This is a genomic window from Vibrio azureus, assembly GCF_002849855.1.
GTDB lineage: Bacteria > Pseudomonadota > Gammaproteobacteria > Enterobacterales > Vibrionaceae > Vibrio > Vibrio azureus.
Genome location: NZ_CP018619.1, coordinates 93958 through 108596, shown reverse-complemented (window position 1 = coordinate 108596; position 14639 = coordinate 93958). Strand labels below are relative to the sequence as shown.

Genomic DNA, 14639 nt, shown 5'->3' with positions numbered 1-14639 from the left:
ACAAAAACTGTGTTTAATGTATTGGAAGATTAAACACAGTTCACTACCACAATGTCTTTAATGTCGGTAATGGTTAGAGTATCTGACAGACAGTCCGGTCCGTTTTATTTACTTCTAAGAGCCACAGACAAAGATTCACGCTCTCGTTCGGATAGAGACAAGTCGCTTTGCAGTTGAGATATTTGTCTTTGCAGCTCAACCAGTTGACCTTGTGCCGCGGCTAATTGTTTACTGTCAGATTTCGCGTCTGTCAACTCTCCAGATAAACGCTCAATTTCCGCTTTGCGGCTTTCTTCTTGAGTTCGTAACTGAACGACAGTTGTACGCTCATTAGCCAGTAGATGCAGTGCTTCATCGTGTTGGAGTTGTGTCTTTTCATGGAGAGCTTGCTCAATCTCTCTTTTGGCTTGATCGACAGTGAGCAACTTCACTTGCTCTCGTAAGCCTGTGCATTCTTGCTCAGCTTTATCGGCTCGTAGGTTTGCCGCTTGTACCAGGCTTTGTGCTTCACTTTTTGCGTTGAGGACTAAAAGCTCACATTTATTTTCATTATCAGAAATCGACTTTTCAGTTTCTTTCTTAGCTTCTTCGCTCAAGGCTATCGCTTCGGTCGCCCTTTGCTCGGCCTTGTCGACTTGTTCAAGGGCTTTGGTTGCTTTTTCATTGGCTTCATTGATTAATTGGGTTGCTTTAGCTTCAGCCATTTCAATACGGTGGAGGCAGTCTTTTTCTTTTTCCTCCAATAGCTCTATAGCCTCATCTAACTGAGCTTTTTGGTCGGAGAGCATTTGTTGAAGAGTCGCAGTTTTACGTTCGACAACGCTCTGCATTTCATCCGCTAATAACTGAGCAATCTTACTACTACCTAGCTCATCAGCCATCTTTAACACTTCAGCATTTCGCTTGTCGTTAAAGTCGCGTAAAAGCTTGGAGACGGTTTCAGTCTTGCCACCTGTCACTTGCATAACATTGCGAACCGATGGTTTAGTCCCTTGATTTAACATTGCAGTGGCAGCTTTTGATACCAAATCAAAGGTCACGCCTGATTGTTCCGCCATGGTTGAACACTCCAAATAAACTTAACTGAATAAATTATAGCCCATTGGGAAACGGGTAACAAGTGTTTCCCAACAAAAACGTTTCCCATGTGAGCCTAAAAAAACCACCATGACGGTGGTCGATTCAAGGGTTTGAAGGGATACGGATACTGAATGAAGGCCAGTTTGATTTTTGATTACGTCGTGATGAGTCGAAACTGAGGATGCAGTAGAGTTCCGCCTTCCTCAATGAACTCTTCAATATCTTTGGAATTTACGCATGAAAAGAGGTGCTCAGATAAGCACCTCAGTCACATCTACTATTTTTACAACTATCCTTGTAAAAGTGTGCTTGGTGTATTGGAAAATTAAACACAGTTCACTACCACAATGTCTTTAATGTCGGTGTAGTAGTTCTCCAGCTCTAACATTTCTATTTCACCTTGTCGCTCTTGGTAGCCGCGTTGCTGGCTCGCAAAACCGATCACACCTTTACCGAAACGATCGTTCAGTATATCTAGGGTACTGTTCAAGGTGTCTTTGTTATCAAATCGATTAAATAGCTCGAACTGTTTTACCTCAGCATCAATAAGGCTAGGGGCACCGACACCAACTTTGTATATCGGTTGCTTGGCAAGGTTATCGGGGAGCAAATCTTCGAACAAGGCACGTAATTGTTTCAGAGCAAAACAGGTATCGGTTAGGCCGTTCTCTAGAGCGAGTTCACCACGACGATAAAACGGTGGGCAAAGGTCGTACTTTGAGGTGCTGACAAAGACGGAAAGAGTTTTCATCTCGCTTTTTTGGTCTCGTATTTTTCGCATTACTTCAGCGCAGTGGTGGGCTAATTCTGCAAAAAGGTCGTCTTGATGGTGTAGGCGATCACGGTAAGAAGCGGTAGACCATATCTGTTTTTTCTTTTCTCGCTCAGCGGAAAAGTCTAAACAGGTAATGCCATTGAGCTCTGATATCACGTTGGCTACGTTGATGGAATAACGTTTTTGATAGGTTTTGATATTGCACTGTTTGAGTTGGTAGGCTGTTACAATGCCTTCTTGTGTCAGGTGTTTATTCAGTTGTCTTCCAATGTTCCAAAGCTTACCTACGGGCATTTGCTTTAAAACCATATCGGTTTCTTTTTCACTGAGTAATACACATTGTCCCTGGTAAGGTTGGCAGTTCTTCGCCGCCCACGAGGCGACTTTGGCCAAGGTCAGAGTTTTACCGACACCTGCTCCTGTCGGTACGCCAGTTTCTTTGTAGATGGCTTTGCGTAAGTTTTGTACGTACTCATTAAGATCGACGTTAATGCGGTGCAGGTGGCTCAGATCAAAAAACATTTCATCTACGCTATAGCGCATGGAACGAGCACCTTCTATGCGCTTTTCAAGGGCTGTCATAAAGCGATCTGAATGGTGAGAAAAAGTGTTGAAGTTGGCTTTATACACAATGCCTTTGTGCATCCGTAATTGGTCTATTTCTTCCCAAATTGGGGTGAATTTTGCAACACCGATGTTAGTGCAAGCGCGGTTCGCTGCAATGGAGATCCCTTGGCCAGCTGTGACCAGTAATGGGGTGTTTCTTAGGGCGGGCTTGTAGGTCACACATGCTTCTGCATAAAAACGTGTGCCATCACACAAACAGATCATAAGGAAATAGGGCGGTGTAGCCGTAAGCTGTAACGTACAACGCCGTGTAGGCGAGTGTAATCGTCTGGGTTCATTTGGTATGGCTTGAAGCTGGGATTATCTGAATACAGGGTTCTGTTGTGCAGGTTGACGCGTTTTACGACAAGATCGTTGTTTAAGGAAAGCACGATAACGTCTTCATTCTCGGGGGTTAGGTGGCGCTCCAATACTAGAATATCTTGGTCCCAAATGTACGGCAGCATGGAGAGGCCAGCTGCACGACATAAGATGGTGGAATGCTCTTGGGTGATCACAAGTTGGTGTAGGTCGAGTTCGGTTAAATCATGGTGCCATGGTAATAACGGCGGTTGTCTGAAGTGATGGATAGAGAGAGTGATAACGCCAATGACATGTAAGTCATCCCACTCTTTGTCTGATGCAGCAATGTGTTGGCAAAGCTCGTTCCAACGAGTGATATGGTTTTCACCGTGTTGCTCAAATACAACAAGATCACTGTTTAGAGGCTGAAAGACACTATCTATGAGTAACCAGTCTCCTTTAGCGATCCCCAGCCTTTTGTAAGTACTATCGGCAGCCAGTAATCGCATAGATGAATGGCTATGTACAAACATTGTTTGTAGGTTTAGCGATTTTTTTCGAAAGCGAATTGTGGGGTTTTCAAATCCGGTGATCCCTGCCTGTACGTAAGTGTTAAGTGTAATCATTTTCAAATATAACTGTATGCATGTACAGTTATATTAGGATCATTTTGTGTAGGAGGCAAGGTTTGAGAAACTTGGCCATAACGCATTGCTCAGTGATGGACCATAGTTAAAGCTTGGCGGTTCGTGAGGTTTTTGCATCAAGCCCATGTAGATACTTGCGCATATAAGAATCGAATTCCATTTACGTTAAAACCGTACGGTGCGAGGTGTCAGTTATGGCCGATAGCAGCCAGTATCACTGTGAGAGTGACACATTTAAGGATGAGTGGGGAAAAGGATAGTGGCCTCTGGATCACAATCTACAAGCATCATTTCTAAGATATCGACATCAATTTCAACCATTTCCACTTTATCTGCTTTAGCTTGAGCAATAGTTTCACGCACTTTTTGAAGTTGTTCATTGATTTCTTGTTCTATCTCAGCAAGTTCATCATGCATCAGCTCCATGTTCGTATTCCTTTTTCTTCATGTTTCTAAAGCTAACCTACCACTTTGATTATGAAACCTGCCACTCAAGAAAAGAACTTTGCGTGATACTCACTGGTCCTTTGGAAACAAGATGTTGATTAGGTGATACATGGTGTGAGGTGTCTAACGTCGCTCAGGTTTGCGTAAATTGCACATAGAAATGGATTATTTGTCGAAACGACAAATAATCAGTTTTGTGAAAATTTATACAGTATGCTATGTTGCTTTTTGGATGATTAAGTAGTGATGGCATGTTACGTGGCCGATAAGTAAAGGGCGGTAGCATTTTGAATTTAAGGAATAGGGTAACGTTTGGATAAGCAGGAGTTTACAAGTTTCTTTAGAGCTAATTTTTGCCCCATTCCTACTAAGTGTTATTTATTTTGAGGGGAAACATTGTGACTGTTGTACGTGATGATGGTAGTTGGGTTGCCGATCCTAGCGGTCTTAAAGATGGCGATTTGGATGCATGGCGAGAGCGAATGTTTAATGAGTGTCCAACCCCAGCTATTGGAGACATTGTTGTTATCATCAATGAAAAAAATGGTAAGAAAATCGGGTATAGAGCATTAACATCTGATGGTTATGATACTCGTTGGCAAAGGGTATCCTCGGAAGATGTTGAAAAACATCTACGAATGATTGATGTTAAAGATGGCGGAGATGATCTTTATGGTGATCCAGAAGACTGGGTATATTTATCCGATGGCGTTTATGTTCACAAAGATGATTGCTGGCTCTGAGCCAATAAAATAAGGCTTAACAATGTATACGGCGCTTTTACGAACGATAAAATTAATGTCGATTATAGGTTGCCTCTCGGTTGTCGGGATGGTTGATGTGTGGTCTTTTGCAGGAGTAACAAATGCTTTAATGTCGTTCATCTATTCTAGCGGACTGGGATTTTTAATTTGGTTCGGCCTTGTCTTTGCATTATTTTTCATTTGCGAAATGATTAAAAGTGCGAGAAGTCGTTCAGAAAGTGGGGAGTTATTGATCGTGAAGAACTTGAAACTCTTAGTTTCTTGGTATTGCTCTATAACGAAGAAGCAACGAAATATCATTTGGATTTCGGCGCTAATTATTTGTGCAATACCAATTGTAGGATGGATGTTTGTTACTCCTTGGCTAATACCGTTGATGTTGTTTTTAGAGTACAAGCGCTCCTAATGAGGCTTTGCTCATAAAAAATAAGAATAAGTGTCGCGCAGTCGACACTTTATCTGGGTGTTGGACAAGCTCGCCCTTTATTAAGTCAATTCAAATCTGTAGGTGTATGTAAAAATAGATTGAAAATGATTAACCACAATATATAGTGTTTTATTGATGCTCATTTTCAATATCTTGGTGTCTTCCCCACGTACGTGGGGGTGTTTCTGGATATATTGAGAAATACACTAGAGCTGACACGTCTTCCCCACGTACGTGGGGGTGTTTCCTGGTGCGGTGGTTCAATTACTCGCAATGAAGGGTCTTCCCCACGTACGTGGGGGTGTTTCCTTGATAGCGATTTTATATGCAGCCAAGTCGTTGTCTTCCCCACGTACGTGGGGGTGTTTCTGTGCAGTCTGCTGGTAAGGTTTTTGTTAATGAGTCTTCCCCACGTACGTGGGGGTGTTTCTTAGCTTTTCAACATCATGCGATGTACTAGGGAGTCTTCCCCACGTACGTGGGGGTGTTTCCAAAGACTCTAACCCTATGATCGAATCAATCTCGTCTTCCCCACGTACGTGGGGGTGTTTCCGGCCCAATGATCATAAGCGATACGCTTGAAGTGTCTTCCCCACGTACGTGGGGGTGTTTCCTGGTCCGAGGGCGAAAATTACGTCGCATATCCGTCTTCCCCACGTACGTGGGGGTGTTTCCATTGCTGATATCTGGGAATGGGACGACAAGAAGTCTTCCCCACGCATGTGGGGGTGTTTCTGCGTTGTAATTTAATTTTATCAAGTCACGGTACCTTCCCCACGAATGTGGGGGTGCTTTTCTAGAGAGCGAGATGAACCTTCCTTTTCTTGTGCTGTAAAAGTGGCGGAACGGCTTAAGAAAATCTTCAGTAATTTATTTTAAGTTGCGGGGGGCGTTCTGATTAAATAATTATTCAATTAATTCTGAGGTGAAAATAAATTATTAATTTATATAACAATGGCTTATTGGTGTTTTCATGATGTTTGTTAAGTTTATTTAATACGTTTCGCTGTATGTTTTGTAGCAGTGTATCGTTTGTTTTTATTGCCAATTGAACGGCCGATAGATAAATAAAGATACATTTTATCTAATAGTAAAGCGTACATACTGTTTGCAACCAATTTTTCCTTTTGAGGGGGTGAGTTCGTCAATGAGGCGCAGAAAAATAAATACATTATCGCAAGTGCCTTTAGTCCCCTACGCTGAATGTCCAGCAAAAACCTTTACTGATAAATATGGTCAAGTGTGTTTAGGTCGGAGTGTGTTTAATCATTGCCAAATTGTTGGACATATTGCTAGAAAGCTATTGAGTCAATTGCCTGTCTCCCTAACAAACCAGCTCTTTCCGACAGGCTCTGAGCTACTTGCGGCTGCGCATGACATTGGTAAAGTCAGCCCTACTTTTTTTCTCAAACTGCACAGAGCTACGCATCATTCGTGTGATAGTAAACTTTCTAAATTCAGTCTTTTTTTTAGCCTAAACGAAACCAGTTGGGGAGGGCATGCTGGGGTCAGTGCTCTTACTCTGAAACAGGTTGGTTTTGATGGTCAAGCTCAGACCGTCGTTGGACAACATCATGGCTTTAATCCAGAAGTTAACATGCGAAGTGCCTCTGACGAATGTTTTGGCGGTGAAGTATGGCAAAAAGAGCGCAAAGCTTTACTTGATGCTTTGGGCGATGAGTTCGAGGTGAACATTCCAGAAAATCTTACTGAAGCACAAGTACGAGCCATATCTGGCCTGACAAGTGTGGCGGATTGGATAGGCTCGGGTTCCTGGTTTGATAATCCGGCCTCACCGTGGCAAATCAATATAGACAAAGCCATTACCAGCGCAGGCTATATACCGTTTAAGGTTCGAAAAGGGCTGACATTTTCGGACACATTTGGATTCAGTCCAAGAGAAGCACAAAGTAAGCTGCTTGCGACTTGTGATCAACCTGGCGTGTATGTTCTTGAAGCTCCAATGGGGTTAGGAAAAACAGAAGCTGCCCTTTATTGCGCTTATAAAATGTTGGCAACAGGTATCGCAACAGGTATCTACTTCGCGCTGCCAACGCAATTGACCTCCAATAAAATTTATGAACGCTTTAATCAATTTCTTACAACCATTCTTGATGAGGATTGCCCTCATCGGCGTGCTCTTTTGCTTCATGGCAGTGCATGGTTGGAAGAAACAGAAATGGCTGAAGAAGGGGCTCCGGGTAGCAGTTGGTTTAATACCAGTAAACGTGGTTTGCTTGCGCCTTTTGCTGTAGGAACATTAGATCAGGCCCTGATGGCGACGATGAATGTACGCCATGGATTTGTCCGTGCATTTGGTCTTGCTGGGAAAGTGGTCATACTCGATGAAATTCATAGTTATGACGCCTACACCAGTGTAATTTTAGATGAACTCGTCGCCCTTCTCGTTGAGCTGAAATGCACCGTGATTATTTTGAGCGCTACGCTCAGTCAGGCAAGGCGGCAGTCACTTCTTTCCATTGACGTTTGCAGTAAACACTATCCTCTGATCACTGCCGTTAAAAAAGACGTGGAAGAAATCCTGGTTTCACCGCCACCTGTTCAAAATGTGCATATCCAATTTGTCTCTAATGAGTCTATGGCTGTAGAAGAATCATTGCGTCGCGCAGAGCTTGGCCAGCAAGTCCTGTGGGTTGAAAATACGGTAAAAGAGGCCCAAGAGCGTTATCTTGACTTCGCTGCTCGATGCCATGAACTGGGCATTTCTTGTGGTTTATTGCACTCTAGATTTACACCTGACGATAGGGCTAGTTGTGAAGACAAATGGGTAACGGCCTTGGGCAAGTCCGGTTGGCACACTCGACAACAGAAAGGCTGCGTGATTGTTGGTACGCAGGTACTGGAGCAGTCATTAGATATTGATGCCGATTTTCTTATTACCCGTTTTGCGCCGACCGATATGATGTTACAAAGATTAGGGCGTCTGTGGCGTCATAACGATACCCCTCGTCCGGACTCTGCACGTTGTGAGGCATGGTTGCTCGCACCTTCTCTGAACTCAGCGATACACACACCACGAACCAGCTTTGGTGCATCGGCGGCGGTTTACAGTGAGTATGTTCTGTGTCGTTCACTAGAAGCGTGGACGAAAAAGCTCACCAAGACGAGCTTGATTTGTCTTCCCACCGATATACGTCCCCTCATCGATGACACTTATCACGAACGAAAAGAAGAGGGGCCGATGGCGGCGATGCGTTATCAACTTATGGAGGGCTCCCCTCATAAAAAAGGCCTGAATGCTCTACGACAACTGGCCAGGCTTACGCTTTCTGAAGCAGGGAAAGCTCGCTCAGATACAGACGCTCAAACTCGTTATAGTGAAGAAGATTCAGCAGAGATTTTGCTGTTGTCCTCCATGCTCCCTGACTCAGAAAACAAACAAACCAAGCTTACCTTATTGAACGGTGACCAACTTATTTTACCTTGGCAAAAACACCGCCTTAACGCTCACCAATGGCGCAGCCTTAGCCGTAAATTAATGCGGCAGGTGGTGCCTTGCAGGCGCTCTCAAATGCCACAGACTTTACCCCGTGAACGCTGCAGACAATTAGGTTTTGGTCACGTGTTTTATCTGGGGCATCCCGAGTTTGCTGAAACGGTGCCCTTTGCCATTGCAATTCAAAGCTTGGATAGAGAGCTACAAGGTTTTGAACAACGTCTTTCCGATCGTTTTACTTATCAGTACAGACAAGACATTGGCCTTCAAATTTTCAAAAATAAGGAATGATAGTGGAAAATCGCTTTAATCTCATTGATGAACCATGGATACCCGTAACAGACATTGGATTGGTGAGCTTGAGACAATTATTTTCAAGCAAGGATTATCGCTCATTGGGCGGGACACCTTTAGAAAAAATCGCGATGACCAAATTATTACTGGCCATCGCGCAATCAGCTCATACTCCGGACAACAATACCGACTGGGAAATGTTAGGGGCTGAAGGATTGGCTTCATCTTGTTTGGCATATCTTGAAAAGTGGTACGACCGTTTTTATCTCTATGGAAAGCTCCCCTTCCTTCAAGTACCAGCGGTAAAAGGGGCAGAAATCAAGTCGTTTGGGGCGGTGATGCCTGATGTTGCGACTGGTAATACTACCTGCTTGACACAGTATCATGCTGAGAAATCTCTAGATGATAGCCAGAAAGCACTTTTGCTTATCACGCAAATGAGCCTTGCCTTTGGTGGAAAGAAAACGGATAACAAAATTGTTTTAACTCCCGGATACAAAGGGAAGACAAACGACAAAGGCAAGCCGGCAACAGGAAAACCCGGTCCAGCCGTCGGGTTTATGGGGCTCCTACACAGCTTTGCCATCGGGCCAACGTTACATGTTTCTTTATGGCTAAATTTACTCACTCATCAAGATATTAAAGAGGTGGGGTTGTTTAGTCATGGTCTTGGTCAAGCGCCATGGGAGAATATGCCAGAAGGTGAAGACTGCGAAACAGCAAAAGCTCTCAAAAACAGTTTAATGGGGCGCATCGTTCCACTTTGTCGTTTTTGTTTACTCTCAAAAAATGGGCTTCATTACACCGAAGGACTGCATCACTTGGGTCATAAAGAGGGCTTGTTTGATTTAAGTATTACGACAAAACAGGCGGGAAAAGAACTGAAAGTCGTGTGGTGTGATCCCGAGCGAAGACCATGGCGACAACTCCCATCGCTGTTAGATTTCATTTCTCATCGAAATGGAAACGGCGGTTGCTTGCAACTGAAATACGCTTTTAAAAAAGCCGATTTACAGAATGGAGAATATGGCGTTTGGTCAGGGGGAGTCAAAGTTAACAGTAATGCCGGTGAGCAGTTTCTGAGTGGTAAAGACGATGTATTAGAGTCGAGCCTGCTTTTACCCGCTGGTAATCAAAAAGAATTATGGTTTGAGCTCTACACTGCTCAAATGGACGCGCTGGATCGATTAGCAAAACGTCTTTTTGGTTGTGTTAGCCATTACTACAAGGCCCAAAATAAAGACGGAAAAGAGCAGGCTGCTAACGCGACGTTGGTATTTTGGCAATTGTGCGAGCGTGATGCACAGGCGTTGCTCTACGACTGTGAAAATCCCGAGGCAATGGGAAGGCTTCGCCGCCGTTTTGCCACCTACCTGCAAAACACCTTTGACTCATTTTGTCCGAATCAAACGGCAAGGCAACTGGACGCATGGGCGCAATGTCGTCCGAATATTTCAGACTACCTGAAACAGGAATCATTATGACATCTGTACCTTCAAAAACAGATAAATGTTCCGCATTTATCGATTATCTCTTTGCTCAATGTGAGCGAGATAAAGGGTTCGCAGCTCGGCTTCGTCGAGCGGATAATTCAGCAACAGAATATCAGTGCTGGGAAACGCTCGCCAAGTTTAACATTAATCTCGATTTTTCATCTGAGCGTCTTCCACATGCACTGATTGCTGCTGCTGTGGCGAAAAGTCGCTCCGACAGTAACGGAACTCTTCCCTTAGGAAAGGCCATCGCTTTGGCATTTAATGATGGCGTTAAAAGTGATCAAGCAAATATGCGACTGCGTCGTTTATTAGCCTGTCATGATGTTGAAGAAGTTTGCCGAATTTTACGACCACTGATCACTTTAATACAAAGTCGAGTCACTTTGCCTTTGGATTTCACTGCATTATTGAAAGACTTGGTGTGGTTTAATCATGACCCACAACGTGCTAGAGCACGCTGGGCCCAGCAGTTCTATCAATCTGAACGATCTGGGCAAGTGGCGGAGGGGCAATATTGATGACGCTTTTTGCGAGTGTACTACGTCTTGACCGAGCAGCCAGTAAAGCTCTGAATATTAAAGATACCTATTCTCTACATCGTGTGGTTTATAGCCTGTTTGAAGATGTTCGTAATGAACAAGAAAAACAGGCAAGTAAGAGTAGTGGTATTCAGTGGGTAGACAAAGGCGGTGATGCTACTTGCCGTCAGATCTTGATGCTTTCTAATCGTGCGCCAATGGAGCAAGTCAACAACCAACACGGCGAAGTGGTCACGAAATGTTTACCTGAAGGGTTTCTTAACCATCGCACTTATCGTTTTGAGGTTGTGCTCAATCCAGTACGCAGAGATCGCCAGACAAAAAAGAATGTACCGATCAAAGGCCGTAAAGAAATCGTGCAGTGGTTTATCTCGCGTGGGCAAGAAAGCTGGGGTTTTTCTGTGAATGCAGATCAACTGCAGGTTGAACAAGTCCGCGTTCTTCAGTTTGAGGCAAAGCATCGTGTCACATTACAACAAGCTAAATTGAGTGGTTATTTAACCGTGACAGACTCCGAAGCGTTTGCCCACAGTGTTGCCAATGGCATTGGCCGAGGCCGCAGTTTTGGTTGTGGCTTATTACAAATTGTTCCTGTTATTGAATCGCCTTTATTTTAATCAGAGAGTTATCCCATGAATGCAGCAATGAAAAACACACGAATTGAATTTCATATCCTCCAGTCTTTTCCTGTAAGTTGCTTGAACCGTGACGATGTTGGAGCCCCCAAATCAGCGATGGTTGGCGGCGTAAGTCGAGCGCGAGTAAGTTCACAGTGTTGGAAACGTCAAGTACGCCTTGAAATGCAAAACTTTGGTATCAAACTTGGCCTACGTACAAAAAAAGTGGAAGCGTTGCTTGAAAAAGCTTGTTTGATATTGGGGGCAAGTGAAGACGCAGCAACAGCCTGTGCGCTGAAAATGGCCAAATCTTTGGCTGACGATACCCTTTTATTTATTAGTACGAAAGAATCGGAAGCCTTGGCAAGTTATGCACAAGAAAACGAATTTGATGCGAGCAAGCTCAAAGATAAGGACTTAGCGAAAAGAGCGAAAAAGGCCCTCAATCCTGCTTTTGATGCGTTAGATATTGCCCTGTTTGGGCGTATGGTCGCCAAAGCAACCGAGATGAATGTCGAAGCGGCAGCATCCTTTAATCATGCAATCTCAACGCATAAAGTAACCAACGAAGTTGAATTTTTTACCGCACTTGATGATTGCCAAGAAGAGCAAGGATCTGCACATATGGGGAGCCTTGAGTTTAACTCAGCAACGTACTATCGCTACGTCAGTCTCGATCTTGGGCAATTGGCGCAAACATTAGGTAATGAGGAGATGGAAGCAAGCGCTGAGCAACTTCAGCAGGCAATTGAAGCGTTTACTAAAGCATTATTTGTTGCTTTACCGTCAGCTCGCCAAACAACCCAGTCTGGTGCGAGTCCATGGGAGTTTGCAAGCGTGATGGTACGTCGTGGCCAACGTCTGCAAGTCCCGTTTGAAACCCCAGTTAAGGCGGAACAGGGGGGATACTTACAGCCTAGTATCACAGCACTCAAAACCTATCTTCAGAAAAAAGAAACCATGTCGGGTAGCTTATTTGGGAAGTTGGGTGCCTATGAATGGGGAGAAAATGAAGACTACAGTATCGATGCTCTTATCGCTGACTTAAAAGCGCACGTGGAGTAAGCATGACTCACCCATATATTTTGATGTGGCTAGAAGGCCCACTGCAAAGCTGGGGTTATGATTCGCGCTATGGCAGGCGGGATACCCTGAGCTTTCCGACCAAATCTGGTGTATTGGGCATTGTCTGTGCAGCGTTAGGAGCAGGGGGAGAACAAAAAGATCTGCTTGCAAAACTCGCTGAGCTCGATATGCAGATATTGGCCTTTCCAATGAAAAGGGAGGGTAAAGTTCCTTCTTTACCTGTATCGCTTCAAGATTTTCAAATGGTCGGAAGCGGGTATGATGATAAAGACCCTTGGCAATCACTGCTCATACCCAAAACAAGTCAAGGTAAAAAAGCGGTAGGCGGGGGGACAAAAATGACCTATCGTCACTATATTCAAGATATGGCTTATGCTGTGATGCTAGAGGTGCCTGTGGATATGGCCCCTATCATTTCTAATGCCTTGGTTGCTCCCGTATGGGATCTGAGCTTGGGTCGAAAAAGCTGTGTACCAACGGAGTTTATCTATCAGGGCACTCACAAAACAGCGCTCGAATGCGAGCAGCAAGCGTTGTTTCTTGCGGAAACAAAAGGTCGTGGCCTTGCCTTTGTTGTAAAACAGGGGGCCGTCGAAGGGGATGAGTTACTGACCCTTAATGATGTCCCTTTGCAGTTTGGTGAAAATAAGCGTTATCGAGACAGACAAGTGACTCTGATTTATCCAGAGGAGGCATAACGTTGTCACGTTTATTCGTCAAAGTGACTCGGGAGACGTTACCTCAGATCAAAGATAAGTTCCCTTTCATTTACCTTGAAAGGGGACGTCTTGAGATTGATGATTCAAGCCTGAAATGGCTGGATGCAGACGGTAATATTGTGAGATTGCCAGTAGCAACGATCAATACGATTTTGCTTGGGCCAGGTACATCTCTGACGCATGAAGCAGTGAAAACGGCAGCTGCTGCTAATTGTGCTATTTGTTGGGTAGGGGAAGATAGCTTGCTCTTTTACGCGGCGGGTTTTGTACCAACCGCGACGACTCGTAACCTTAAAAAGCAAATCAAATTGGCTTCAGGTCGTAATACTTCTATAGAAGTCGCAAGAAAGATGTTTAAAAAGAGATTTCCAAACGATGATCTCAGCGGTAAGTCTCTTAAAGAAATGATGGGCATTGAAGGCAGTCGAGTTCGTCAGCTTTATGAGATGAAAGCGAAGGATTATGGCGTGGGATGGAAGGGAAGGCAGTTCACTCCAGGAAAATTCCAGATGAGCGATATGACAAACCGTATCCTTACATCAACCAATGCAGCTTTGTATGGCATATTGTGTTCTTCTATTCATGCGATGGGGTACTCACCGCATATTGGTTTCATACATTCAGGCAGTCCAATGCCCTTTGTTTACGATATTGCGGACCTGTATAAAGAAGAATTAACGATTGATCTTGCATTTTCGCTGACACGAAAAATGGCGGGGCAGTATGATAAATATGTCGTTTCCAATGCATTCAGAGAAAGGGTTATAGAAATGGATATACTCCAGCGTGTTGGTAGGGATATCAGCGAATTTATGGGTATAGAGGAATGTTAGTGGTGATTGCAAATGATTTGCCTCCTGCCGTTCGTGGCCGCATGAAACTTTGGTTTGTAGAAGCAAAGCCGAATGTTTTTGTTTCAGGCCTAAAAGATTCGGTTGCCAATAAGGTTGTAGATTATCTGTTCCAACACTGCCCATCTCAAGCTGGGTTGACGATATTCAAAAGTATAAATAAGCCTCCAGGGTATGAGATAAGGACATTGGGTGAAACCAAGAGGTCACTCATTAACCTCTCAGGCTTGTTTTTGGTTTCTGAAAAGACCGTTAGTTAATCATTAAACACATCATATGGTGTTTTACTTGTGCTCTTTTACAATATGTTGGTGTCTTCCCCACGCACGTGGGGGTGTTTCCTGCGATGGTAAGATAGATGGCAAAGAGGCTTAGTCTTCCCCACGCACGTGGGGGTGTTTCTGAGAGAAAGCTCATTTCTGATACTAATGCGTTGTCTTCCCCACGCACGTGGGGGTGTTTCTGAGATCGACGGTCAAGAGCTTTTTGCACCCAAGTCTTCCCCACGCACGTGGGGGTGTTTCCCTTTTG

13 protein-coding genes and 2 CRISPR repeat arrays (1 of these 15 running past the window's edge) are annotated in these 14639 nt (G+C 44.2%); of the genes, 9 read left to right on the top strand and 4 right to left on the bottom strand.

The genetic code is table 11. The annotated features are described in order from the left end of the window. Nucleotides 1–104: 104 nt before the first annotated feature. The 4 genes from BS333_RS21975 to BS333_RS21960 all read right to left on the bottom strand — a co-directional run bounded on the left by BS333_RS21975 (nt 105) and on the right by BS333_RS21960 (nt 3837). A complete protein-coding gene (locus BS333_RS21975) occupies nt 105–1058 on the bottom strand; it encodes a DNA-binding protein (protein ID WP_021709075.1) in 954 nt (317 codons plus the stop codon). A gap of 347 nt (nt 1059–1405) precedes the next feature. Continuing rightward, a complete protein-coding gene (locus tag BS333_RS21970) occupies nt 1406–2686 on the bottom strand; it encodes a Y-family DNA polymerase (RefSeq protein WP_101903995.1) in 1281 nt (426 codons plus the stop codon). After that, on the bottom strand, nt 2683–3390 hold the full coding sequence (locus BS333_RS21965) for a S24 family peptidase (protein ID WP_101903994.1): 708 nt from the start codon (nt 3388–3390) through the stop codon (nt 2683–2685). Before BS333_RS21965 ends, BS333_RS21970 begins: the two co-directional genes overlap by 4 nt. 255 nt (nt 3391–3645) lie before the next feature. Next, a complete protein-coding gene (locus BS333_RS21960; protein WP_021711501.1) occupies nt 3646–3837 on the bottom strand; it encodes a hypothetical protein in 192 nt (63 codons plus the stop codon). A 419-nt stretch (nt 3838–4256) separates the two neighbouring features. On the opposite strand from BS333_RS21960, the gene BS333_RS21955 reads away from it, so the two are divergent. From BS333_RS21955 to cas2e, 9 genes are all read left to right on the top strand, one after another. Beyond that, nucleotides 4257–4601, top strand: coding sequence for a hypothetical protein (locus BS333_RS21955; RefSeq protein ID WP_021711502.1), 345 nt, complete (start codon nt 4257–4259; stop codon nt 4599–4601). Nucleotides 4602–5207: 606 nt separating this feature from the next. Further along, a CRISPR array of direct repeats spans nt 5208–5785; the repeat unit is 29 nt; unit sequence GTCTTCCCCACGTACGTGGGGGTGTTTCC. A gap of 411 nt (nt 5786–6196) precedes the next feature. Next, the gene (gene cas3 / locus BS333_RS21945) at nt 6197–8797 is read left to right on the top strand and encodes a CRISPR-associated helicase Cas3' (protein ID WP_021711505.1); all 2601 of its coding nucleotides are present in this window, start codon (nt 6197–6199) and stop codon (nt 8795–8797) included. A 2-nt stretch (nt 8798–8799) separates the two neighbouring features. Beyond that, on the top strand, nt 8800–10284 hold the full coding sequence (gene casA / locus BS333_RS21940) for a type I-E CRISPR-associated protein Cse1/CasA (RefSeq protein ID WP_021711506.1): 1485 nt from the start codon (nt 8800–8802) through the stop codon (nt 10282–10284). Further along, complete coding sequence (casB, locus tag BS333_RS21935) at nt 10281–10814, top strand: type I-E CRISPR-associated protein Cse2/CasB (RefSeq protein WP_021711507.1); 534 nt, start codon at nt 10281–10283, stop codon at nt 10812–10814. Before casA ends, casB begins: the two co-directional genes overlap by 4 nt. After that, nucleotides 10814–11452, top strand: coding sequence for a type I-E CRISPR-associated protein Cas6/Cse3/CasE (cas6e, locus tag BS333_RS21930; RefSeq protein WP_021711508.1), 639 nt, complete (start codon nt 10814–10816; stop codon nt 11450–11452). Before casB ends, cas6e begins: the two co-directional genes overlap by 1 nt. Nucleotides 11453–11467: 15 nt before the next feature. Continuing rightward, nucleotides 11468–12517 (top strand): type I-E CRISPR-associated protein Cas7/Cse4/CasC, encoded by a 1050-nt coding sequence (gene cas7e / locus BS333_RS21925; RefSeq protein WP_021711509.1) that lies wholly within the window; start codon nt 11468–11470, stop codon nt 12515–12517. A gap of 2 nt (nt 12518–12519) precedes the next feature. Then, on the top strand, nt 12520–13236 hold the full coding sequence (gene cas5e, locus BS333_RS21920; protein ID WP_021711510.1) for a type I-E CRISPR-associated protein Cas5/CasD: 717 nt from the start codon (nt 12520–12522) through the stop codon (nt 13234–13236). Nucleotides 13237–13238: 2 nt separating this feature from the next. Next, nucleotides 13239–14090: a type I-E CRISPR-associated endonuclease Cas1e gene (gene cas1e, locus BS333_RS21915; protein ID WP_021711511.1), complete on the top strand. Its 852-nt coding sequence runs from the start codon at nt 13239–13241 to the stop codon at nt 14088–14090. Beyond that, nucleotides 14084–14368: a type I-E CRISPR-associated endoribonuclease Cas2e gene (gene cas2e, locus BS333_RS21910; protein WP_021711512.1), complete on the top strand. Its 285-nt coding sequence runs from the start codon at nt 14084–14086 to the stop codon at nt 14366–14368. The genes cas1e and cas2e overlap by 7 nt, the downstream gene beginning before the upstream one ends. A 53-nt stretch (nt 14369–14421) precedes the next feature. Continuing rightward, a CRISPR array of direct repeats spans nt 14422–14639; the repeat unit is 28 nt; unit sequence GTCTTCCCCACGCACGTGGGGGTGTTTC (it continues 361 nt past the right edge of the window).